The following is a 20,972-nucleotide window of genomic DNA, read 5'->3' on the forward strand; positions in this document are numbered from 1 at the left end:
TTCCGGAATGGAATAAGTTGCTGGTTTTTATTATTTGTTAGCAAGGACAACAGACTTTAACAATAGCGTATACGTTATGTCTGATAGCCCGGAGGAAAGGGTGAATTTCCAGCAGCTTAAAATCATTCGTGAGGCGGCCCGTCAGGATTACAACCTGACGGAAGTCGCAAATATGTTATATACCTCGCAGTCGGGCGTCAGCCGCCATATTCGCGAACTGGAAGAAGAGCTCGGGATTGAGATTTTCATCCGGCGCGGTAAGCGTCTGTTGGGAATGACCGAGCCGGGTAAAGCTTTATTAACCATTGCGGAGCGTATCCTCAATGAAGCCGGTAACGTCCGTCGGCTCGCCGACCTGTTCACCAATGACGCTTCCGGTGTCTTAACCATTGCCACCACCCACACTCAGGCACGCTACAGCCTGCCTCCGGTCATTAAAGCGTTCCGCGAACTGTTTTCCGATGTCCGACTGGAGCTCATCCAGGGGACGCCTCAGGAAATCGAAGCGCTGTTGCATAACGGCGGCGCCGATATCGGCATTGCCAGTGAGCGTTTAAGTAACGATCCCACGCTGGTGGCTTTTCCGTGGTTCCGCTGGCACCACAGCCTGCTGGTCCCCAAAGAACACCCGCTGATTCAGGTCTCGCCCTTAACGCTGGAGGCCATTTCCCGCTGGCCGCTGATTACCTACCGGCAGGGCATCACCGGGCGTTCACGCATCGATGAAGCCTTCAACCGTAAAGGGTTGATGCCGGATATCGTCCTGAGCGCCCAGGACTCTGACGTCATTAAAACCTACGTCGAGCTGGGGCTGGGCGTCGGGCTGGTGGCGGAGCAATCCGGGGATGCCCGGGAATCGGACACCTTGACTCGCCTTGAAACCCGGCACCTGTTTGATGCCAATACCGTCTGGTTAGGTTTAAAACGCGGGCAGTTACAGCGCAATTATGTCTGGCGCTTTATCGAGTTGTGCAACGCCGGCTTGTCGCTGGATGAAATTAAGCGTCAGGCGATGGAGCCGGAAGAGGCGGCGATTGATTACCAGATATGATTAATTCATCATCGATGTAAATAATAGAGGGCGTATCCATCCACGCGGAGGGCATATAAAAGCTATAATTCACGCACAGTTGTCCCTATTGAGGAAAGGGAAATGATGCGGCGTGTGAATTGGTTTTGCTCTCTTTTAGTGTTCCTCTCAAGCCAGAGTGTCCTGGCCGTGAGTTATCCGTTACCGCCGGAAGGAAGCCGTCTGGTAGGCATGCCGCTGACGATTACCGTTCCGGACCAAAATACCCAGCCGCTGGAAGCCTTTGCCGCGCAATATGGGCAAGGGCTCAGCAATATGCTGGAGGCCAACCCCGGTGTCGATGTCTATTTACCGAAATCAGGTACGACCCTGGTGGTGCCGCAGCAGCTGATCTTACCGGATACGGTGCGCGAGGGTATTGTGGTAAACGTTGCCGAAATGCGCCTCTATTACTACCCGCCTGAGGGCGCCACGGTTGAGGTGTTGCCGATTGGCATTGGCCAGGCGGGGCGTGAAACGCCGCGTAACTGGGTTACCACGGTAGAGCGCAAGCAGGAAGCGCCGACCTGGACGCCAACTGCCAATACCCGCCGTGAATACGCCAGCCGGGGTGAAACCTTACCGGCGTTTGTTCCTGCCGGGCCGGATAACCCGATGGGGTTGTATGCTATTTATATCGGAAGGCTGTATGCCATTCATGGCACCAATGCCAACTTCGGGATCGGCTTGCGCGTCAGCCAGGGGTGCATTCGTCTGCGCAACGACGATATCAAATATCTGTTCGACAACGTACCGGTGGGGACCCGCGTCCAGATTATCGATCGGCCGGTGAAATATACCCTCGAACCGGACGGCAGCCGTTGGGTTGAAGTCCATGAACCACTCTCGCGCAACCGCGCAGAATATGAATCAGACCGCAAAGTCCCGCTGCCGATGACCACGGGGATCCAGTCATTTGTCAAAGGAGAGGGCGTGAATGCCAGCCTGGCCACCCAGGCGCTTGAGCGACGCTCGGGTATGCCCGTCAATATCAGCGGGGCGGGATCGGTCAATCAGTTCGGTAGCTGACAGTCGAGAATGCAACGTGCCAACACCGCGTCATGCCGGAAGCCGGGGCATGGCGCGGCCTGTTATATTTTGTCCGACCAGATAACTAAGCCAATCCCCGATAAAATAATCAATGTCGAAATGACTATCTGGAGATCCAGCGCCTCATTCATAAACAGAACGCCCCCAAGCGCGGCCAGGCAGGGGACGCTTAACTGAATGGTGCTGGCGGTGGATGACGATAGCTTCGGCAGTAAGGTATACCAGAGCAGATAGGCGCCCGCAGAAGTAATAGCACCGGCGACGATCCCCAGCAGCAGCCCCATTGCATCCACCTGCAGCGTGTGAAAATGCACGGCGGCGGCCAGCACGGCAATGGGAACGGAGAGGATAAAGTTTCCTGCGGTGGCCGAGGCGGCACTGGTTGCCGCTCTTCCGGTAATGCAGTATGCCGCCCAGGCAACACCGGACAGGATCATCATGACGGCCGCAAACGCGGGCGGCGGTGTGGCGCCAGGCAGGAGTAAAATAGCGATGCCTGACAGGGCGGCAAGGATACCGATGACTTTCCAGCGGGTGATTTTCTCACCATGCCACATGCCCCAACCGGTCATGACCAACTGGACCGTGCCAAATAACAGCAGCGCACCGGTCGCAGCGTTTAACGACACATAGGCGAGAGAAAAGGCAAACACGTAGCCGGACAATAACAGCGCGTTGAGCGGGTGGTACTCAATTTTGTGGCTCCCGCGACGAAGGAGAATAAACAGGTACAGGGCCAATGCGCCGCTGATCAAGCGGATGCTGCCAAACGAGACCTCGTCGATATAGCCGCCTGTTATTGCCACCCTGCAGAGCACCGAATTTGCGGCAAAGGCGATCATCGTCAGCAGGATTTTTAATAACATAGCATGGCCTCCGGGGCCTGGTTTCTGACGACGTGTAACGTGATGGGGATAGCCATTCAACCATTGTGACGGATTATCATCGTCGACAAAACAGAAAAGGGGAGCCATCGCTCCCCTTAGCCGTCAATCAGGCGTGATGCCCAGCCATAACGCCGCCGTCAATATCCCAGATGGCGCCTGTGACCCAACCGGTATTGTCGGACAGCAGGAACGCCACGGTTTCGGCAATGTCGACCGGCGAGCCAACGCGGCCGATCGGATGGAAGCTGTCAAAACTATTCATGACCTCTTTCACCTCATCTTTCGGGATAAAGCCTTCGTAAATCGGTGTGTGAACCACCGCAGGGGCGACGGCATTGACGCGGATCCCTTGCGCACCCAGCTCGATAGCCAGGTTTTTAGTCAGCGCATGCAGACCGGCTTTTGCCATCGAATAAGCAGAGGACGGGGTGGCGCCGATCGCCTGATGCGCCCACATTGAGCCGATATTAACAATCGATCCTTTGATCCCCGCCGCGACCATATTGCGCACCACGTCACGGGTAATGAAGAACGTGGCACGGTTGATATTCATGTACATATCATAGTCAGCCGTCTCGTGTTCGGTAAATGGTTTCGGGAAGAAGACACCCGCGGCGTTTACCAGCAGGCTGATATCCTGGTGTTCGGCATTGATGATATCGCAGACATGCTGCATGCCTTGCGCGCTCATCAGGTCGGCAACAATGATGTCCACCTGCCCATGGGCAGATAATACCCGGCGCGCTTCTTCTGCTTTATCCTGGCGGTTGCCTACCAGCACCGCGCTGCCGCCGTTTTTCAGAACGTATTTTGCCGTTTCAAAGCCCATGCCGCTGGTGCCGCCGACCACTAACAATTTTTTACCTGCAAATGATGTTGTCATCATAACCTCTGTACTGGTTGCTCTGTGATGTGAAGATGGCCGATGGCTCACCTTTCTGTGGCGGCATATTCACACTTTCGTATTCGGCTGGCGAATCAGAAGATATTTAATAGCGAGATAGAAAATCTATTTCATGTTGCTGGTTCTGTGCCAGAATAAACGAAACCCCTTTATGGATAATCATCATGCGATCGCTCAACCGGCTTAAATGGCTACACGCCTTCGAGGCAACGGCACGTCACGGCAGTTTTACTGGAGCAGCAGAAGAGCTGGGCGTCACGCCTGCCGCGGTCGGGCAACTCGTCAGATCGCTAGAGGAGTGGGTGGGTTATCCGCTGCTTCATCGGGTGCGCAGCGGCAAGGAGAGGCTGACATTAGTCAGTGAAGCGCAGGAGGCCTTAAAGGATATCAGCGAGGGGCTGGACAGCCTGGAGCGCGGTCTGAATAAACTGAGAGGAAGAAAATCTCGTTCAGTTATCGTGCTTACCGCTTCCCAGGTACTGATGATGAACTGGCTGATGGAGCGTCTGAATCGCTTTTCGGAACAGCATGAGAACATTGATATCCGGCTCGATGTCACCGAGAAACTCATGGATGTGGTGCACGGGGAAGCCGATATGGGCATCCGCTGCGGCCCCGGAGACTGGACCGGGTTAAGCAAAACGTGGCTCATGGATGAAGATGTGGTGATGGTCTGCAGCCCGCTGCTGTTGCCCGATATCAAAGACGGCACGCCGGCATGGTTGTCAGAGCAAAAGCTGATCCATGATGATACGCCACATCCGGGTGCCCATTTCCCCTCCTGGGACACCGTGCTGGCAAAGGTCGGTGCGCCGCCAGCCAGCATGAGCGGCCTGCATATTAACTCGACCTCCGCCGTTATATTGTCTGCCCTGAGTGGGCGAGGAGTGGCGCTGGTCCGGCGGGCGCTGGTTCAGCAGGCGATCGATAACCATCAGTTGCGCGTGCTGTTTAGCGATGTTAGCTGGCCGCTCACCTGGTCCTATTATCTGGTGATGTCGGAACATTCGCAGATGCGACCTGAAGTGAAAATCCTCCACGACTGGCTGATCCATGATGTGAAACCAGAGCAGTGACCGTTGCAGTTCCCCATCTTCGCAGTTGACATGACGTACTGCCGCCGCCCGCGTGTAACCGTCATCGCGGGCGGTAACGTCATCATTTTCATTACGGGTTGAAACTTCACTCTGCACCATACCAGATAGTTTTTCTTTCCTGTTTATCAAGATTATCTCATTTGTTCAAACGCCGGCACCTCAACATAATGCGTGAACCGTGGAGAGCATAGAGGGCTTCGACTCTGAGGCATCTGCCGGCTAGCGTACTCACTATATCGACAAAGATATTCTTGTTGAGTAACGGCCCGCAGCAGAACGCCTGGCTTGTCTCTTCACTGACTGCGGAGCGGTGCATGCGTCTGACGGTGCACGTTTCGACATTGGTTTAAACAAGGAGTGAGAAATGGCTTATTTGCAGATCACGCTGAATATCAGTGAAGAAAACCGTGCGGCGGCTGGTGCTGTTTACCTGAAATATAAAGCGCCGTTCCTGGAGACGATTGCGGGAGCGCAATCAAAAGCGCTACTGATTCGTCCCGAAGATGTGCAGGTGTTACATGGTTTTAAAACGGTAGCGCAGGCAGAGGATTATCTGCGTTCTGAGCTGTTTAATCATGATGTGGTTGAAGCTCTGAAACCTTATCTCAACGCGGCACCGGATGTACGTATCTATCAGGTTGCATAACGTTTACCCGGAAGAGTGGCGGTTTGACCCTCATTCTTCCTTCACCTTGTCGCTGGAGACTTTTATGTTGTTGAACTGGAATGAACATCGTGACGAACTGCTGGGCGTGGTGGGCGACTACGCCAGGCTACAGCCTGAATTTATGAAAGGCCTGATGAAAATGGATGCCGGCGCTTCAGCGATGGGTCACCTTGATGCTAAAACCCATGAACTGATTGCACTGGCGGTGGCCATCACGACTCGCTGTGACGGGTGCCTGTCGGTTCATGTAAAAGCGGCGGCAAAACAGGGCGCGACACGTGAAGAAATCGCCGAAGCGTTAGCGGTTGCGATTTCCCTGAATGCCGGAGCCGCGCTAACGTACACCGCGCATGCGCTTGATGCCTTTGACGCGTTGCCGAAGGCGTAGGATATTTATTGATTGTCGAAAGGGATAGGTGGTCATTCGGTTCCGACAAGATAATGATCGAATATCAGACCACCTGTTCAGCGCTATTATCTGTCAAGTAGTTATCGCACACTATCGCCATCTTCAGAAAATCATCTCGCCAGTGGCTTATTATTTCCGGATTCCATACAACAGCAATATCCCATCGAACAGGATTTTGAGTCGGAAGTATCATTTTTACTCCTGTAGGTAAGAAATATTTCGCACTTTCAGGTAGAAAGGCGACCCCATTTCCACCGGCAACCAATGCCAGTAGTGTCATCATGTCCCCTGTAACAGAAACCAGGTTGGCATGTAGTTGGTTATTTTTCAAAAACAACGCTGTTTGTTCAGCCAGGCACGGGTTGGCTAGCGAGTCTAACTGAAAAAGCGGGTAGGTTGACAACGCATTCTGAAGATTTGTGGATTCAACATGATTCACTGACGGTACGGCGAGAGCGAGAACTTCGCTAAAAATAACCTGAGAGGAGAGAGCGTTGGTGGCCGGCATTCTGATAAATCCCATGTGCAGGCCACCTTCCTGTAGCATTTTTATTTGCACGCTTGACGGCATTTGATTGATAACCACTTCGCACTCAGGAAACTGTTGATGAAATTGGTTTATCCAGCGAGGTACATGATGAAATGACGAGACACCAAATCCTAAAAATAACCTGTCATGGCGACCATGCTTTAGCTCTTTCGCATACGTTAAAAAATCAGCGTGAGATTGCAAAATCTCATTTGCCTTTGGGAAAAGTTGCGATCCGAATGTTGTTAATGTTGCACCATGGCGACCACGTAGAAAAAGTTGTCCGCCAGTTAACCTTTCGAGCGTCTGTATTTGTCGGGACAAGGCCGGTTGTGTCAGGAACAGTGTTTTTGCAGCGCTAACATAGCTTCCTTTTTCGGCCAGTGTCACAAAAGCACGTAGTAATTTTACATCTATGCCTTTCATTTATAGGACCCAGAAAATAATGGAATTATACAAGTGATAATAACGCGGGCATCATAAAAACCTACAGCAATAAAGATACCATGGCTATGTTTTTATTGCCTGTATGAATTCACGGTTCTTTTGGCCACCGTAGAATATTTTCTCGGTAGTACAGGCGACAGATGTATCCCCGTGAGTTTGATGTTGACTGTCATCACCGGTTTTCTGGGCACGATATCAGGGCAAATGGTCGTTATTTCGAATCTGTCTGAAATCCGCCGTTTTAATAACAAGGATATGGTACATGTATAACCTCAAAAATAAAATTTCAGCGGTATTGTTTGATATGGATGGCGTACTTATTGATTCAAATGCGGTTATTGAAGGAGCCTGGCGCGAAGCGGCTGAAATGTATGGTAAGACAATTTCTGAAGAGGATATAGTCAGGCATATCCACGGGCAACCCGGACCACATACCATCCAGGCACTTTTTAGCGACCTGTCACTTAACGACAGGAAAAAAGTTCAGGCTCATATTATTCGTGTTGAAAATACTGCAGCTTATGAACCCATTGCTGGTGTTACCGAGTTGATTACCTCCCTGGATGCAGCCGGAGTATGTATTGGAATTGTCACTAGCGGCTGGAGGGAGAAAATCGACCGTGTGACGGCGATGCTCCATATTCAGCATTGCATTTCAGTTATTGTCGAACGGGATGACGTGACTCGGGGAAAGCCATTTCCCGATCCCTATCTTCTTGCTGCCGAGCGGCTGGCGCTCACACCTGAAAGAGCGCTTGTTTTTGAGGACTCCAGGAGTGGTGTAACCTCTGCGGTATCAGCCGGTACTTTTTGCGTTGGAATCGGTCGCGCTGAGCTGATTGCGTGTGGTGCCAGATTTGCGATTCCTGATTTTACCAGTGCTGAAGTGAACTCAAGGCCGGGGAGTGATGTCGAGGTTTCATTCGGGTCAGGCCGCGTTGTGGCAGTGAGCGCGACGGCGTGACGCCTGGTATTTGGGGCTAAAATCATACTCTTGATGGCTTTTGAATTGACCATCAATATCTGACGGACATTCGTTTCAGGCAGGTACAGGTGGTTACTGTCTGCCAGCTACGCAGAATGCAAAAAGCCCGCTTAAGTTTCCTTAAGCGGGCTTCTCTAAATTTGGCTCCTCTGACTGGACTCGAACCAGTGACATACGGATTAACAGTCCGCCGTTCTACCGACTGAACTACAGAGGAATCGTGTGAACGAGGCGCATACTACTGGCCCCGCATTTTTGTGTCAACACTAAAATTAAGCCACTGATTCAAATGGCTAAATTTAAGACAAACCGTTGTTTTAGTGCACAACCTGGCTGTCTTCGCCATCCAACAGGCCATTTTCACGTAATCGTTGCAACGGATCCTGACGATAGAAATGGCAAAAACGCTGCCACAGCGCCGGGAAGCGCGGAGCAAACAGTTCCGGTGCGCTAAAGAAATATTCTGACAGTACGGCAAAGCATTCGGCCGGGTCCGTTGCTGCATAGGCGTCAATACTGGCGGCGCTTTCTCCTACCAGATCGATCTCATCCTGAATGTTATTCATCGCCGCGTGGAGGTCATGCTCCCACCCGGCAACTTCGCGCAGAGGAATTAACGGTACCCCGCTGGCGCGATCGCCATTGCGTGTATCCAGCTTGTGCGCGACTTCATGCACGATCAGATTAAACCCGGAGGCGTCGAAAGAATCCTGAATATCGAGCCAGTTGAGAATAATCGGCCCTTGTTGCCAGCTCTGCCCGGACTGAACGACCCGCTGGTTATGGACCAGACCAATGTCATCTTCCCATTCATCATCAACAACGAATGGGGCAGGGTAGATCAGCACCTCGTGGAAACCATCCAGCCACTCAATACCCAACTGAAGTACCGGCAGGCAGAACAGCATCGCGATACGGGCGCTGTGGATCGGCTCAAGCTCAAGACCTTGCAGGGGGACCAGGCGTTTTTGTTGCAGAAAACGTGCAGCCAGCTGCACCAGTTCCCGCTGCTCTTGCGCGGAAAGATTGGCTAAAACAGGAATGGCAAGCGCTTGTTCCCATGGTATTTTTGCGTTGCCGGACTCTTCATCTACTTTCCAGGGCCATTTAAACATCATATTGCTCGCAAAGTCGTCACTTGAACGGATTTAAAGAGACAGGAACTATTAAAATGCCAAAGAACCTGGCATTATAGCCACCTCAGCGGAGAGATGCCGGAGCGGCTGAACGGACTAGTCTCGAAAACTAGAGTAGGGGCAACTCTACCGGGGGTTCAAATCCCCCTCTCTCCGCCACTTCTTTCTTTACCTTCCTGATTTAAAAATCATTTAACTCCACGCTTTTGTCCTGCATACCATTCTGTATGCCAATGAATGTTGGCGCTTACTGGACAGGAACGGGCATATCTCACGCCTGTATAAGTTATCACTTCGCTATCCTCCAAGGTAGCGGTTTGCCAGTATCTCCTTCATTTTGTGAACTTAGTCGTGTGATCCCATTCGTGTCGCATTCATTTAAAAATGTGCCATTGGCGACGATTTCGCCGTAGGTCTCTTCTGAAACATCTTGTGGTCGAATGGGAGCCTTGAGCCAAAGGCGCTTATGAGGTGGCGAAAGGGGAGAGGCTGCACAACGAAAAAGCCCGCACATTCGCGGGCTTAAAGTAGGGGTTATCGCAGCATCAGAACTGATAGACGATACCGACAGCAAACTGATCGTCAGTGGCGGCGCCAGTGTAGTCGTGGTCTCTTTCGTCAAGCAGGTTAAATTTGTAAGCGGTATAGACGTTGAAGTTTTTGTTGAAGTAGTACCAGGTACCCAGTTCAACATAGTTCTTCATATCGGCATTCCTGCCATTGTTGTTCCCGAGGTCCTTACCTCTGGTGTAAACATAGCCAAGGGAAGGGCGCAGACCGAAATCGAACTGATACTGAACAACGGCTTCAATGCCCTGCGCTTCATTGGCGACGATGCCATTTGCCATCGGGGTCATATTATGGGATTCAGCATACATTACCGCGGTATAGAGGCTGTTGGCGTCATATTTCGCCGCAACGCTCCAGATTTCTGCCGATTCGCCTTTACGATCCCTTACTTGCTCGTGGGTACGGTCTGAGTTGCCGTAAGCGGCAGCAAAACCAAACCCGTCGATGCTGTAGTCAACAGACAGGCTATAGCCGTCACCGTTAGACTTTGGGGTGCTGTTATTTTTGCCTTGATACTGCAGGCCGAAATTCAGGCCATCAACCTGGCCGAAAAAGTCGCTGTTACGGTAGGTCGCGACACCGACAGTACGGCTGGTCATAAAGTTGTCGGTATGAACCAGACCATCGCCACCCCATTCAACGAACATGTCGGTATAGCCTAAGGCATCGTAAATCAGGCCATAGTTGCGACCATAATCAAATGAACCAAAGTCGGCGTATTTCAGACCCGCGAAGGCCAGACGGGTTGCGGTTCCCTGTTCGCCTTCTTGTTTATTGGCTTTGAGGTTGTATTCAAACTGACCATAGCCGGTCAGTTCGTTGTTGATCTGCGTTTCACCTTTTACGCCAAAACGCGCGTAAGAGGTGTCCTCAGAGTTATGATTACTATCATCATCATCGGTATTGGTGATAATGTGTTCACCTACCATTTTTCCGTAAAAATCCAGTTTGTTTCCGTCTTTATTATAAATTTCCGCTGCATTAACGGTGCCAGCGATTAATAAAGCGGGTACCAGAATTGCCAGAGCTTTTCTTTTCATTATAAATTCCCTTTGTATTATCATTAACGTGAATAAAACAATGTCATGCAGAAAACAATTTAATACTATCGATAAGGTTCAATTTTATTTAAGTCTAAAATGTAAGTAATTTATTTCAAATACTACAAAATGTTTCATTTTGAATGTTTATATTTTGTGTGTATGAGTCTTGGTTTGATTATTTTTGATATTTATTGGTTTTATAGCAATGGCTTATGATTGCATTGCTCGGATGTGCGTTGTGGTGATTAAATGCGCTTTATTTATTGTTTTAAGGTGAGGTATTACTGTTGTTTATTTGATGCGAAGGATGTGAATTCATATGTGAAATATTTCCTGCGTCAGCGTTAAACGCGGCGCGGAAATAATATGTTCACTTCCTGCAGCCTGTTTTTTACAGCCCCTGATATTGCGATGCTGTTTGCATCCCTTCAGAAAGAGGTGACGTATTGCCGCTCATCCCTTGAGAAAAGGCGCTTTCTGGTCGCAGAAGATGCTGTTGCATCACCTTTTTCACAGTATAATGTGACGCGTGTCACCTTTTTGGCGTGCGCTGATGTTTCGTCTTCACATTCAGTAAAAGGAGAACGGGTAATGGAAGGGAAAGCGAAACGGGGCCCAGGTGGGAAGCTTGCACTGTGGGTTTTTTATGCCTTTTGCGGTTACTTTATCTGGGCAATGCTGCGTTACTGGTGGGTTGTCGGCAGGATTCAAAGTTCACCCGGCACGGCGATCGATGGTGACCTGGGATCAACCACCGGTAAGTGGATCGGTGCTTTGCTGGGATTCCTCGTGCTCAGCCTCGTAGGGGCCGTCCTGGGAGCTATCGCCTGGTATACCCGACCTGGCGCCAGGACCTATGAATATCGTGAATAAAGTTGCTATGCTCAGCGCAGACCTTTTTCTGAGGATTCCGCATGGCATTGCTTGACTGGCAGCAACGATTTGAAAACTGGCTAACCGGGCACCATTCGCAGGGCGACTCCGCCCACGATATTTCGCACTTCCGACGTGTCTGGGGAACCGCGCAACGACTGGCCGAAGCACGCCAGGTTGACCCTCTTGTTATTCTGACCGCCTGTTATTTCCATGACATTATCAGTCTGGCGAAAAACCACCCCGAACGTAGCCGTTCTTCGGTGATGGCGGCAGAGAAAACGCTGGAGATCCTCCAGACGTCGTTTCCTGACTTTCCGAAGGAACGCTACGCTGCCGTGTACCATGCCATTGAAGCGCACAGTTTCAGTGCCGCAATTCCTACACGTAGTGAAGAGGCCAAAATTGTCCAGGATGCCGACCGGCTGGAGGCCTTAGGCGCCATTGGGCTGGCCCGCGTCTTCGCCGTTTCCGGCGCATTAAATAACATCTTGTTTGATGCCGACGATCCCTTCGCGGACAGACGTGAGCTGAATGACAAAAAATATGCGCTGGACCATTTTCAGTGCAAGCTGCTGCGTCTGCCTGAAACCATGCAAACAGAGAAGGGCAAAGAGATGGCGCGGCACAACGCGCGTTTTCTCGTGCAGTTTATGGCTAAACTCAGCGCCGAGCTTCAGGGGGACCCGCTGTCGGTGGATGACGCGGTTTTAAGACGCTTTGACCCACAGGCCTGAAACTGGCCGCGCTATTTGTGGTAATCTCTGCAAAAATGTCCGGGTTGGTTGAGGTTATGCCGCAAAATTTATCTAAGGAAGAGAGCCTCGCCGTGCCTCTCGAACATTCCGGGGAGGCCGCGCAGGCGCTGTTACGCCGACTGATGGCTGTCTATGATGTCAAAACGCTGGTGGCGCATCTGCTGGCCGTCGGCGACAGGCACTGGAGCCCGGCAATCTTAAAACGCGTAGCGACGGTTGAGCGAGCGGCCGGTCGGATAACCGCGAAAGAGTACGCACATCTGTCGACGATGCTGCCGTCGCCGCCGGCCCACCATCCTGACTATGCCTTTCGTTTCGTCGATCTCTTTGCCGGGATTGGCGGCATCCGTAGCGGCTTTGAGTCCATCCGCGGGCAGTGTGTTTTCACCAGCGAGTGGAACAAACATGCGGTACGGACCTACAAAGCCAACTGGTATTGCGATCCGCAGCAGCATCGTTTCAATGACGATATTCGCGATATCACGCAGAGCCATCGGCTGGACGTCAGTGACGATGACGCCGCGCAGCATATTCGCGACGTTATTCCGCAACACGACGTCTTGCTGGCGGGGTTTCCCTGCCAGCCCTTCTCACTGGCCGGCGTCTCGAAAAAAAATGCCCTCGGTCGGGCCCACGGATTTGCCTGTGAAACCCAGGGGACGCTATTTTTTGATGTCGTCAGAATCATTGCCGCCCGCAAGCCGCCGATTTTTGTCCTCGAGAACGTCAAAAACCTGAAAAGCCACGATCAAGGGCGGACCTTCCGTATCATCATGCAGACGCTGGATGAGCTGGGCTATGCCGTCTCCGATGCCGGGCACAGCGGCCCGGACGATCCGAAAGTGATCGATGGTCGCCATTTCTTGCCTCAGCATCGCGAACGAATTGTGCTGGTTGGTTTTCGCCGTGATCTGCAGCTGCACGATGGATTCACCCTTCGCGATATCGCCACTCAGTATCCTTCGGCGCGCCCGACCTTTGGCGAGCTGCTGGAGCCCACGGTCGATGCCAAATTTATCCTGACGCCGGTGCTCTGGAAGTATCTCTATAACTATGCGCGTAAGCATCAGGCGCTGGGCAACGGGTTTGGCTACGGCTTAGTCGACCCGCAAAACCCGCACAGCGTGGCGCGGACGCTGTCTGCCCGTTACTACAAAGATGGCGCCGAGATTCTGGTCGATCGTGGCTGGGACCGCGCGTTGGGTGAAAAGCATTTCGACGATCCGCAAAACCAGCAGCGTCGCCCCCGTCGCTTAACCCCGCGGGAGTGTGCACGCTTGATGGGGTTTGAAATGCCTCAGGGGTATCGCTTCCGCATTCCTGTTTCCGATACCCAGGCCTATCGCCAGTTTGGTAACTCGGTAGTGGTGCCGGTGTTTGCCGCGGTGGCGAAACTGCTGGCGCCGCGCATTGCCCGCGCCGTGGCACTGCGCAACGCTGAGGAAGATGACGCTGGACGTTCACGATAAAGCCACGCGTAGCAAAAATATGCGCGCCATCGGCCAGCGCGATACGGCGATTGAAAAGCGTCTTGCGGCGCTACTCGCGCAGGCCGGGTTTACCTTTACCGTGCAGGATGCCGCGTTGCCCGGTCGCCCGGATTTTGTAGTCGAAGCGTATCGCTGCGTGATATTTACCCACGGCTGTTTCTGGCATCACCATGACTGCTATCTGTTTAAAGTACCGGCAACGCGTACGGAATTCTGGCTGGATAAAATTGGCAAGAACGTCGCGCGGGATCACCGTGATATGGCGCTGTTGCAGGCGCAAGGATGGCGGGTGCTGATCGTCTGGGAGTGCGCATTGCGCGGGCGGCGTAAGTTGAGCGGTGAGGCGTTGATTGAACGTCTCGAGGAGTGGATCTGCGGTGGCGGGTGCCACGCGCAGATCGATACTCACGGCATTACCGGCCAGGGGCCTACTTTGGCGCCTCACAAGGCGTGACTTCACGTTTGGCGGGTAACAGGTATTTCCCCAGCGTGACCAGCACCACGGCAAAAATAATGATCCCCAGCGCCAGCCACTCCACCGGTGACAGATTTTCCCCGGCAAAACCGGTTCCCAGCAAGACCGCCACCACCGGGTTAACGTAGGCGTAACTGGTCGCCACGGCAGGGGTGACGTTGCGAATTAAGTACATATAGGCATTGATGGCGATAAGCGAGCCAAAAATCGCCAGATAGGCCACGGCTAAAATACCGGACCACGACGGCATTTGAGTCAGGGTTTCACCTGACAGCCATGAGGCGATTGCCAGCACCAGCCCGGCGGCAAGCATTTCAATGGCGCCAGCCATCATGCCCGTCGGCAGCTCAATGCGTGATCCGTAAACGGAGCCGAACGCCCAGCTCATCGAGCCAATCAGGATCAGCAGGGCGCCCCATGGGTTGCCGCTCAGATTGCCGCCGCTATTAAGCAGAATGATGCCCGCCAGACCGATCGCGATCCCCAGCCACTCAATCTTGCGGGTGGCGATACCAAAGAAATGGCTAAAGCAGAGGGTGAAAAGCGGCACGGTCGCGACCATCACCGCCGCGATACCTGAAGGTACATGCTGGTGTTCGGCCAGGGTCACAAAACCATTGCCCACTGCCAGCAACAGAATGCCGATCGCGGCGGCATTGAGTAGCGGTTTGAGCGGGGGAAGCTTGTGGCCCGTTGCCAGCAGGTAGGCGAGCAGCACCGCACCGGCAGAGAGGAAGCGGATGCTGGCCATCATCAGCGGAGGCCAACTGGCGACGCCAATGGCAATGGCAAAGTAGGTAGATCCCCAAATAATATAAAGCGCAAACAGCGCCCCGATGAGCGGCAAAAGCTGGCGGGTAGACATACGTCCTCACGGCGGTACTGAGAAAGAAAGGAGGCATATAGTAAACGTGAAAACTATCGTGCTGGCGAGAAGTTTAATTGTAGGTAAGTTGTTAAATTTATATTGACTATTTTACCCTCTGGGCGAAAAAGCACTTTTCACTCATACTCTATGCTGACAAGGCATCTCATCGTGGCGGCTGCAGATTGAATGACAGCCAAAGGGATGACGTTGTTCACTATCAATAAATGAAGGAATGTAATTTTGGCAGGAAGTAGTCTTTTAACGCTGTTGGATGATATTGCCACCTTGCTTGACGATATCTCGGTGATGGGAAAACTCGCGGCGAAGAAAACCGCCGGGGTGCTGGGCGACGATCTCTCCCTCAATGCTCAGCAGGTGAGCGGTGTGCGAGCCAACCGCGAATTACCCGTTGTCTGGGGAGTGGCAAAAGGTTCGTTCCTGAACAAAATCATCCTGGTGCCGCTGGCATTATTGATCAGCGCCTTTATTCCGTGGGCGATCACGCCGTTACTGATGTTGGGCGGCGCATTCCTGTGCTACGAAGGGGTCGAGAAAGTGCTGCACAGCCTGCAGTCACGTAAACACAAAGAAGACCCGCAGGCCCGCCAGCAGCGTCTGGAAGCATTGGCCGAACAGGATCCGCTGGCGTTTGAACGCGATAAAGTAAAAGGGGCAATACGCACCGACTTTATCCTGTCCGCGGAAATTGTAGCGATTACGCTTGGGATTGTGGCTGACGCGCCGCTGTTAAACCAGATTTTGATTCTGTCAGGGATTGCCATTCTGGTGACCGTGGGTGTATATGGCCTGGTGGGCGTTATCGTGAAGCTGGACGATATGGGCTACTGGCTGGTGGAAAAAAGCAGCGCGGCGGCGCAGTGGGTCGGCAAAGGCCTGCTGGCGGTTGCTCCGCGACTGATGAAGCTGCTCTCTGTCGTCGGTACACTGGCGATGTTTTTGGTCGGCGGCGGGATTATTGTGCATGGTATTGCGCCGTTACATCATGCGATTGAGCAACTGGCGCATGGCCAGTCCGGGATTATCGCGTCGCTGCTGCCTACGGGGGTCAACCTGGTACTTGGCTTTATCGTCGGTGGAGTGGTGCTGGCGGGCGTGAAGATGATTTCCGGGCTGCGTACCGCGTCGCAGTAAGCGTAAAACAGCGTTACAAAACAGATCGCAGTAATATCGTCTGGCGATTATGCAAAAATGCCCGGCATCGTCTATGGTGAAACTGTTTCTCCCAGATGACGGACTAAAAAATGGTATTATTGGTCAGTGATGAAGTGCGGCGAAAGAACGGAGGGCCACGGATGGTGGTGACGGGCTTCGCCAATGGAATGGTCGAGTGTCGTTGGTATGACGGCTATGGCGTGAAGCGCGAGGCATTCCGTGAAGATGAGTTAGTGCGCGGGGAAGGCAGGCAGCATCACGTGACCTGAACCGCACATAGCGCCCGGCATACGTCGGGCGTTTTACTGTTTTATTCCTGAAGCGACCGACAAGGAGCGTTGATGACGTTGCTGTCCGTGATTGTACTGCGAGAGAACGATGGATAAACCGCTGTGGGTAAGCAAACTTCTCCGCGTTTCGAACCCGGGACATGTGGTCAACTATTGTTTTGTCATCGTGTTGTTCTTCTCTACGCTGTTGATCTGGCGCGAAGTGATGGTTCTGGAAGGGGCCTACGTCACTAATCAGCGCAACAACCTCGAAAACGTCAGCCACGAAATGGACAGCCTGCTGCAGTTCAATATCGATCGGATCGTTTTCTTTCGCAACGGCATGCAATCAGCACTGGAAACGCCGTTAGATTTCGAAATTTTGCGCAATGCTGAGCAAGAGTATATGGCCAAACGGCATCTGCCTATCTGGTCTGTGGCGTTGCATAACCGCCGTACGTTGCCCATCTATGGTGTTTCCGACGCCTTTGTCGAAAGTGAAAGTACCTTATCCCGCAACGATACTCAGACCGGCAATGAGATGATGGCCGCGCTGGAGCTGGGGTATCTCCTGCGGCTGGCCAACACCAACCGCGGCTTTAAAGATCGTATGCTCTACATCTCACGCAGCGGCTTTTTCACCACCACTGAAACGCCTAAAAGCCTGGCGCTGGCGCAAGAGTGGTACAGCAAGGCCATCGTCGCCCCGTGGTTCACCCGGCAATCGCTGCGCAATAACCCAGGCCGCGGTGTCGTCTGGCAAACCGTGCTGGATGAGGATACGCAAACCGACAATCCGGTGGTGACCGCCTCGATTCCCCTTGATTTCGAGCACGACTGGCTCGGCGTGCTGTCGATGGATTTTTCAGTACGCGAAATGAAAGCGTTCCTCGTCAGAGCAATCAAAGGCGGGCAGGAAGGGGAGTATCAGTTGTATGACGGCAAGATGAACCTGATTGTCTCCTCGGACGAAGGAAATGTGCTGGCGCAGCTCTCACCGCGTGAGCAGGCGATGCTGAGCTACGCTTTTTTGCATGATAACCGGGGCGGTATCCGGTTATTAACGCGCTATATCAGTTGGCAAAAACTCAACAACTTTGATGGCGTGCTGCTGCGTATTCATACCCTGCAGGAAGGGGTACGCGGCGATTTCGGTACCATTACCATCGCGCTGACCCTGATGTGGCTGCTTTTCACGTTGATGCTGATCATCTCCTGGCTGGTGATCCTGCGGATGGTACGCAATATGAGCGTACTGCAGAAGTCACTGGAGTGGCAGGCCTGGCATGACGCGTTAACCCGGCTGTTAAACCGTGGCGCCTTGTTCGACCGGGCCATCGCCGCGGCAAAAACGTGCGAGCAGTCGAAACTGGCGATCTCGGTCATCCAGCTCGATCTCGATTTCTTCAAGAAGGTGAACGATCTCCACGGGCATCAGGCCGGTGACCGCGTCCTGTCGCTGGTGGCCAGTACCATTGCGAGCAACATCCGTGAAGGTGACCTGGCCGGGCGCGTCGGTGGCGAAGAGTTTTGTATCGTGATGCCGGGGACCACGTCACAGGTCGCAAGGGCCGTCGCTGAACGCATTCGTCTGCGCATATACAGCCGTGAAATTCTTCTGTGCAACGATACCAGCCTGAGGATCAGCGCCTCACTGGGCGTCAGTAGCAGCGACGAAACGGGAGTGTACAATTTTGAAACCCTGCAGTCAGTGGCTGACAACCGGTTGTATCTGGCAAAGCAAAACGGCCGAAATCAGGTCTGTTTTGCCGAAACGCTCTGAAAATGCGCATTGCGTCGTGCCGGGTTTGGTGGCGTAGCTGAATTGAAATAAGGATTTTCTTAAAAAGATTTCGCAGGGAAAAGGTGGGTAAGAAAAGACGATGCCGCCGAAGCCTTATGCCATCAGCCCTTGCGTAAAAAGATGACAAGGTGATGTCAGTGCTCAATAATTTTCCTCATGAATAGGGCTTGTCATGCAAAATAATTGAGGATAATGTTTCCCACGCAACGGATATCCCGGTGTAACGAATTTCAAGTGCTTCTTGCATTAGCAAGTTTCATCCCGACTCCTGCGAGTCGGGATTTTTTTCACCTGTGCTTAGCGGTTGACCTCAGTGGCGCTAAAGTCATGAATATCGAGCTCAAATGCTTCCGCTAACTCACGCCAGGTGTGATCGCTGCGACCATTAATGCTGACATGATAGGGGTCGTCCCGCGTGCGCTGTACTTCACTCTCGCTGATCTCATTAATCGCCGCCAGCAGGGCATCAACATTTACCCCACTACTCCCTGCATACTCATCATCTTTGGCGGTTTTCATCATGGTTACCTCGCATGGCTGTGATCTTGCCTCTTTAAGTATAGGCATAAAATCCTGCTGTGCAGGGAGAGGCGCGAAAGCCTGTGACTACGGAGGTGCAGATAAAAACGCCAGTCACCGTGTGAGGCGCTGCGTAGTGGGCCATTTTGTTCTACACTGGCTCAAAAATAGAGGAGATATGCTATGCAGGTGAACGATCGTGTCACGGTGAAGACCGACGGTGGCCCACGTCGATCGGGCGTTGTTCTGGCAATAGAGTCGTTTAATGAAGGGACCATGTATCTGGTATCGCTGGAAGACTATCCGTTAGGGATTTGGTTTTTCAACGAGATAGGGCATGCCGACGGCATCTTTGTTGAGATGGATGACTAGCCCGGGAAACCAAAAACTGGCGGTGACTGCCGCCAGCTATTTCACAGTTATTTCACTATCCTGGCCTTAATGTCGGTCTCCACGAGAGGGGGTATACAGTCCCGTGGTAATGTTTTCTGCCAACCGGACGATGTGATAAATCACCTGTTTATTATGCGTCTGGATTTTCCTCTTAATATTTCCCTTATGTGAGGAGACCGTCTTGGCCTTAATGTTCATCTGTGTCGATATTTGCTCTGTGCCATAACCGGCCATCCACATTTGCAGCATATTCGATTCAGTAGGACTTAACGATAGTGTGGGTATATTTATCCGCGCGGCGTTGTAATTATCGTATTTCAAACGATTACCCAGAATTTCATCAAGGTCTTTTGGGGTGATTGATTTGGAGCACACCAGTAAATTTTTGCGCACCAGCAGATAGCGATCAAAGTGAATATTTGCCAGTGACATGAAGATAACAAATAGCGTCCCGGGGTGCTCGGTAATGACCTGACGGATAAGCTGGTTGCTCTCCGCTTTATGAATAAAGCAATCCTCATTGAGGAATGCCACCGCTGGAGAGGTTTGATCACAGAGTTTTGCCAGTCCAGTTACGCTATGTTCTTCAGCGATGTCGCGTCGTTTTATCCCCCTGCTTGTCAGATACCCGAATAATCCCAGCCGGGTAAAGCTACACAAATCCATGATAATCGTTGACATGACCCATCCTCATTCAACACGTAACGATAATTTATCCCTCGCCGACAAGCGCGATGAAATCCATTTACCTGGTAATAAATCCGGTTCAGCGTTGGAACCATCAGATAGTCTAAACTATTTCTCAATATCTCTCATAATTTGCCTGGAATATTCTCAAAGTAAAGTCAGCCCGCGGTTATGTGAGGGAATTAACGGCAATACTCTCAATTCCAGGTATATCTGTCATACGCCGAATGTTGTATTTTGAGAATTTCCTTATGTTAATTGCGCAAATAATGATCGTTATATTGCCGCTATTCCGGCCAGGTGATGCTCTCTACCTGGTCAATGTCGGCCCGCTACAGGGGTGGCGGGCTTAACGCTTTAATGCCACAATACTTTTTTATCGGTTTTTGGGATGAATGATGAAAAAGTTAGTGATTGCTGGTGCGCTGTTGACTCTGGCGGGATGTGTCCAGGTTGATAATTACAACGACGTGGTCAAAGCGCCAGCGCCTGCCGGGCTGGAAGGTTACTGGCAATCAAAAGGCCCGCAGAGTGAAATGATGAGCCCGGATGCCATCGCCAGCCTGATTGTGACCAAAAATGGCGATACCCTCGATTGCCGTCAATGGCAGCGAGTAATTGCGACGCCGGGTAAATTGATGCAGCGTGATGCCCAGACCTATAACGTCACCTCCGGGCTGGATATCTACCCGATCGAACGTTCGGGGAATACGCTGCAATACGACCGCATGACCCTGGTGCGCGTCGATCGCTTAACGACTGAGTGTGAACAGGCGTGGAAAAAAGCCACGGCGGCACGCACTGCGGCGCAAACAGCGACCCCGAGCGGGCACTAAAAAACCGGCGGGCTGGTACGGTCTTCAGCCCGCA

At 52.3% G+C, this 20,972-nt stretch carries 23 protein-coding genes and 2 tRNA genes; 16 read left to right on the forward strand and 9 right to left on the reverse strand.

All coding sequences use genetic code 11. From position 1 onward, the window contains the following. Nucleotides 1-100: 100 nt before the first annotated feature. Nucleotides 101-1,051 carry an HTH-type transcriptional regulator Cbl gene (gene cbl / locus HF679_RS02460; RefSeq protein ID WP_123754969.1) on the forward strand — a complete coding sequence of 317 codons (951 nt, stop codon included), beginning with the start codon at nucleotides 101-103 and terminating at the stop codon, nucleotides 1,049-1,051. A gap of 105 nt (nucleotides 1,052-1,156) precedes the next feature. After that, nucleotides 1,157-2,098, forward strand: a complete 942-nt coding sequence (gene ldtA / locus HF679_RS02465; protein WP_123755510.1) for a L,D-transpeptidase — start codon at nucleotides 1,157-1,159, stop codon at nucleotides 2,096-2,098. Between the two features lie 62 nt (nucleotides 2,099-2,160). Here ldtA and HF679_RS02470 read toward each other — a convergent pair whose 3' ends face one another. Next, on the reverse strand, nucleotides 2,161-2,985 hold the full coding sequence (locus HF679_RS02470) for a DMT family transporter (RefSeq protein ID WP_187042580.1): 825 nt from the start codon (nucleotides 2,983-2,985) through the stop codon (nucleotides 2,161-2,163). A gap of 127 nt (nucleotides 2,986-3,112) precedes the next feature. Beyond that, nucleotides 3,113-3,889, reverse strand: coding sequence for an SDR family NAD(P)-dependent oxidoreductase (locus HF679_RS02475; RefSeq protein WP_187043023.1), 777 nt, complete (start codon nucleotides 3,887-3,889; stop codon nucleotides 3,113-3,115). A 185-nt stretch (nucleotides 3,890-4,074) separates the two neighbouring features. Here HF679_RS02475 and HF679_RS02480 point away from each other — a divergent pair, with 185 nt between their 5' ends. The 3 genes from HF679_RS02480 to HF679_RS02490 all read left to right on the forward strand — a co-directional run bounded on the left by HF679_RS02480 (nucleotide 4,075) and on the right by HF679_RS02490 (nucleotide 6,062). Then, nucleotides 4,075-4,986 (forward strand): LysR substrate-binding domain-containing protein, encoded by a 912-nt coding sequence (locus HF679_RS02480; protein WP_174507990.1) that lies wholly within the window; start codon nucleotides 4,075-4,077, stop codon nucleotides 4,984-4,986. Nucleotides 4,987-5,371: 385 nt separating this feature from the next. Then, a complete protein-coding gene (locus tag HF679_RS02485) occupies nucleotides 5,372-5,653 on the forward strand; it encodes a hypothetical protein (RefSeq protein ID WP_123754965.1) in 282 nt (93 codons plus the stop codon). Nucleotides 5,654-5,717: 64 nt separating this feature from the next. Further along, nucleotides 5,718-6,062 carry a carboxymuconolactone decarboxylase family protein gene (locus HF679_RS02490; RefSeq protein WP_123754964.1) on the forward strand — a complete coding sequence of 115 codons (345 nt, stop codon included), beginning with the start codon at nucleotides 5,718-5,720 and terminating at the stop codon, nucleotides 6,060-6,062. 64 nt (nucleotides 6,063-6,126) lie between these two features. Here HF679_RS02490 and HF679_RS02495 read toward each other — a convergent pair whose 3' ends face one another. Next, nucleotides 6,127-7,038 (reverse strand): LysR family transcriptional regulator, encoded by a 912-nt coding sequence (locus tag HF679_RS02495; RefSeq protein WP_123754963.1) that lies wholly within the window; start codon nucleotides 7,036-7,038, stop codon nucleotides 6,127-6,129. 283 nt (nucleotides 7,039-7,321) lie between these two features. Here HF679_RS02495 and HF679_RS02500 point away from each other — a divergent pair, with 283 nt between their 5' ends. Beyond that, nucleotides 7,322-8,023, forward strand: a complete 702-nt coding sequence (locus tag HF679_RS02500; protein ID WP_123754962.1) for an HAD family hydrolase — start codon at nucleotides 7,322-7,324, stop codon at nucleotides 8,021-8,023. Between the two features lie 162 nt (nucleotides 8,024-8,185). Here HF679_RS02500 and HF679_RS02505 read toward each other — a convergent pair. Together HF679_RS02505 and mtfA are read right to left on the reverse strand one after the other, a co-directional pair. Next, nucleotides 8,186-8,261, reverse strand: a tRNA-Asn gene (locus tag HF679_RS02505). Between the two features lie 100 nt (nucleotides 8,262-8,361). Further along, complete coding sequence (gene mtfA, locus HF679_RS02510; RefSeq protein ID WP_174507992.1) at nucleotides 8,362-9,162, reverse strand: DgsA anti-repressor MtfA; 801 nt, start codon at nucleotides 9,160-9,162, stop codon at nucleotides 8,362-8,364. Nucleotides 9,163-9,249: 87 nt separating this feature from the next. Here mtfA and HF679_RS02515 point away from each other — a divergent pair. Beyond that, a tRNA-Ser gene (locus HF679_RS02515) sits at nucleotides 9,250-9,339 on the forward strand. Between the two features lie 386 nt (nucleotides 9,340-9,725). Here HF679_RS02515 and HF679_RS02520 read toward each other — a convergent pair. Next, nucleotides 9,726-10,790 carry a porin gene (locus tag HF679_RS02520; RefSeq protein WP_187042581.1) on the reverse strand — a complete coding sequence of 355 codons (1,065 nt, stop codon included), beginning with the start codon at nucleotides 10,788-10,790 and terminating at the stop codon, nucleotides 9,726-9,728. Nucleotides 10,791-11,384: 594 nt separating this feature from the next. Between HF679_RS02520 and drpB the strand changes: the two genes are divergently transcribed. Genes drpB through HF679_RS02540 form a run of 4 tightly spaced genes read left to right on the forward strand, consistent with a single transcriptional unit; the run spans nucleotide 11,385 to nucleotide 14,368 of the window. Then, the gene (gene drpB / locus HF679_RS02525) at nucleotides 11,385-11,666 is read left to right on the forward strand and encodes a cell division protein DrpB (RefSeq protein WP_123754959.1); all 282 of its coding nucleotides are present in this window, start codon (nucleotides 11,385-11,387) and stop codon (nucleotides 11,664-11,666) included. A gap of 41 nt (nucleotides 11,667-11,707) precedes the next feature. Next, the gene (locus tag HF679_RS02530) at nucleotides 11,708-12,403 is read left to right on the forward strand and encodes a phosphohydrolase (protein ID WP_123754958.1); all 696 of its coding nucleotides are present in this window, start codon (nucleotides 11,708-11,710) and stop codon (nucleotides 12,401-12,403) included. A gap of 56 nt (nucleotides 12,404-12,459) precedes the next feature. Beyond that, nucleotides 12,460-13,893, forward strand: coding sequence for a DNA cytosine methyltransferase (locus HF679_RS02535; RefSeq protein ID WP_123755509.1), 1,434 nt, complete (start codon nucleotides 12,460-12,462; stop codon nucleotides 13,891-13,893). Beyond that, nucleotides 13,871-14,368, forward strand: a complete 498-nt coding sequence (locus tag HF679_RS02540) for a very short patch repair endonuclease (protein ID WP_187042582.1) — start codon at nucleotides 13,871-13,873, stop codon at nucleotides 14,366-14,368. The genes HF679_RS02535 and HF679_RS02540 overlap by 23 nt, the downstream gene beginning before the upstream one ends. On the opposite strand, the gene yedA is transcribed toward HF679_RS02540, so the two are convergent. Then, nucleotides 14,343-15,254 (reverse strand): drug/metabolite exporter YedA, encoded by a 912-nt coding sequence (yedA, locus tag HF679_RS02545; RefSeq protein ID WP_123754956.1) that lies wholly within the window; start codon nucleotides 15,252-15,254, stop codon nucleotides 14,343-14,345. The genes HF679_RS02540 and yedA overlap by 26 nt on opposite strands. Before the next feature lie 243 nt (nucleotides 15,255-15,497). On the opposite strand from yedA, the gene HF679_RS02550 reads away from it, so the two are divergent. The 3 genes from HF679_RS02550 to dgcQ all read left to right on the forward strand — a co-directional run bounded on the left by HF679_RS02550 (nucleotide 15,498) and on the right by dgcQ (nucleotide 18,482). Next, nucleotides 15,498-16,409: a DUF808 domain-containing protein gene (locus HF679_RS02550; protein ID WP_123754955.1), complete on the forward strand. Its 912-nt coding sequence runs from the start codon at nucleotides 15,498-15,500 to the stop codon at nucleotides 16,407-16,409. 110 nt (nucleotides 16,410-16,519) lie between these two features. After that, nucleotides 16,520-16,699 carry a YodC family protein gene (locus HF679_RS02555; RefSeq protein ID WP_123754954.1) on the forward strand — a complete coding sequence of 60 codons (180 nt, stop codon included), beginning with the start codon at nucleotides 16,520-16,522 and terminating at the stop codon, nucleotides 16,697-16,699. 109 nt (nucleotides 16,700-16,808) lie between these two features. Then, the gene (dgcQ, locus tag HF679_RS02560; RefSeq protein ID WP_187042583.1) at nucleotides 16,809-18,482 is read left to right on the forward strand and encodes a cellulose biosynthesis regulator diguanylate cyclase DgcQ; all 1,674 of its coding nucleotides are present in this window, start codon (nucleotides 16,809-16,811) and stop codon (nucleotides 18,480-18,482) included. Nucleotides 18,483-18,800: 318 nt separating this feature from the next. On the opposite strand, the gene yodD is transcribed toward dgcQ, so the two are convergent. Beyond that, entirely contained in the window at nucleotides 18,801-19,022 is a 222-nt protein-coding gene (yodD, locus tag HF679_RS02565) for a YodD family peroxide/acid resistance protein (protein ID WP_148060391.1), read from the reverse strand. 183 nt (nucleotides 19,023-19,205) lie between these two features. On the opposite strand from yodD, the gene dsrB reads away from it, so the two are divergent. Continuing rightward, complete coding sequence (dsrB, locus tag HF679_RS02570) at nucleotides 19,206-19,394, forward strand: protein DsrB (RefSeq protein ID WP_123754951.1); 189 nt, start codon at nucleotides 19,206-19,208, stop codon at nucleotides 19,392-19,394. Between the two features lie 66 nt (nucleotides 19,395-19,460). Here dsrB and rcsA read toward each other — a convergent pair whose 3' ends face one another. Then, on the reverse strand, nucleotides 19,461-20,096 hold the full coding sequence (gene rcsA, locus HF679_RS02575) for a transcriptional regulator RcsA (RefSeq protein WP_123754950.1): 636 nt from the start codon (nucleotides 20,094-20,096) through the stop codon (nucleotides 19,461-19,463). 401 nt (nucleotides 20,097-20,497) lie between these two features. On the opposite strand from rcsA, the gene yedD reads away from it, so the two are divergent. After that, nucleotides 20,498-20,938: a lipoprotein YedD gene (yedD, locus tag HF679_RS02580; protein ID WP_174508003.1), complete on the forward strand. Its 441-nt coding sequence runs from the start codon at nucleotides 20,498-20,500 to the stop codon at nucleotides 20,936-20,938. The last annotated feature ends 34 nt before the right edge of the window (nucleotides 20,939-20,972 follow it).

The organism is Enterobacter sp. JUb54, assembly GCF_014298075.1.
GTDB classification, from domain to species: domain Bacteria; phylum Pseudomonadota; class Gammaproteobacteria; order Enterobacterales; family Enterobacteriaceae; genus Klebsiella; species Klebsiella lignicola.

Coding starts and splice junctions, on each gene's coding strand:
- ldtA (WP_123755510.1), top strand. CDS start 1,157: ATGCGGCGTGTGAATTGGTTTTGCTCTCTTTTAGTGTTCCTCTCAAGC.
- HF679_RS02470 (WP_187042580.1), bottom strand. CDS start 2,985: ATGTTATTAAAAATCCTGCTGACGATGATCGCCTTTGCCGCAAATTCG.
- HF679_RS02475 (WP_187043023.1), bottom strand. CDS start 3,889: ATGACAACATCATTTGCAGGTAAAAAATTGTTAGTGGTCGGCGGCACC.
- HF679_RS02480 (WP_174507990.1), top strand. CDS start 4,075: ATGCGATCGCTCAACCGGCTTAAATGGCTACACGCCTTCGAGGCAACG.
- HF679_RS02485 (WP_123754965.1), top strand. CDS start 5,372: ATGGCTTATTTGCAGATCACGCTGAATATCAGTGAAGAAAACCGTGCG.
- HF679_RS02490 (WP_123754964.1), top strand. CDS start 5,718: ATGTTGTTGAACTGGAATGAACATCGTGACGAACTGCTGGGCGTGGTG.
- HF679_RS02495 (WP_123754963.1), bottom strand. CDS start 7,038: ATGAAAGGCATAGATGTAAAATTACTACGTGCTTTTGTGACACTGGCC.
- HF679_RS02500 (WP_123754962.1), top strand. CDS start 7,322: ATGTATAACCTCAAAAATAAAATTTCAGCGGTATTGTTTGATATGGAT.
- mtfA (WP_174507992.1), bottom strand. CDS start 9,162: ATGATGTTTAAATGGCCCTGGAAAGTAGATGAAGAGTCCGGCAACGCA.
- HF679_RS02520 (WP_187042581.1), bottom strand. CDS start 10,790: ATGAAAAGAAAAGCTCTGGCAATTCTGGTACCCGCTTTATTAATCGCT.
- drpB (WP_123754959.1), top strand. CDS start 11,385: ATGGAAGGGAAAGCGAAACGGGGCCCAGGTGGGAAGCTTGCACTGTGG.
- HF679_RS02530 (WP_123754958.1), top strand. CDS start 11,708: ATGGCATTGCTTGACTGGCAGCAACGATTTGAAAACTGGCTAACCGGG.
- HF679_RS02535 (WP_123755509.1), top strand. CDS start 12,460: ATGCCGCAAAATTTATCTAAGGAAGAGAGCCTCGCCGTGCCTCTCGAA.
- HF679_RS02540 (WP_187042582.1), top strand. CDS start 13,871: ATGACGCTGGACGTTCACGATAAAGCCACGCGTAGCAAAAATATGCGC.
- yedA (WP_123754956.1), bottom strand. CDS start 15,254: ATGTCTACCCGCCAGCTTTTGCCGCTCATCGGGGCGCTGTTTGCGCTT.
- HF679_RS02555 (WP_123754954.1), top strand. CDS start 16,520: ATGGTATTATTGGTCAGTGATGAAGTGCGGCGAAAGAACGGAGGGCCA.
- dgcQ (WP_187042583.1), top strand. CDS start 16,809: ATGGATAAACCGCTGTGGGTAAGCAAACTTCTCCGCGTTTCGAACCCG.
- yodD (WP_148060391.1), bottom strand. CDS start 19,022: ATGAAAACCGCCAAAGATGATGAGTATGCAGGGAGTAGTGGGGTAAAT.
- dsrB (WP_123754951.1), top strand. CDS start 19,206: ATGCAGGTGAACGATCGTGTCACGGTGAAGACCGACGGTGGCCCACGT.
- rcsA (WP_123754950.1), bottom strand. CDS start 20,096: ATGTCAACGATTATCATGGATTTGTGTAGCTTTACCCGGCTGGGATTA.
- yedD (WP_174508003.1), top strand. CDS start 20,498: ATGATGAAAAAGTTAGTGATTGCTGGTGCGCTGTTGACTCTGGCGGGA.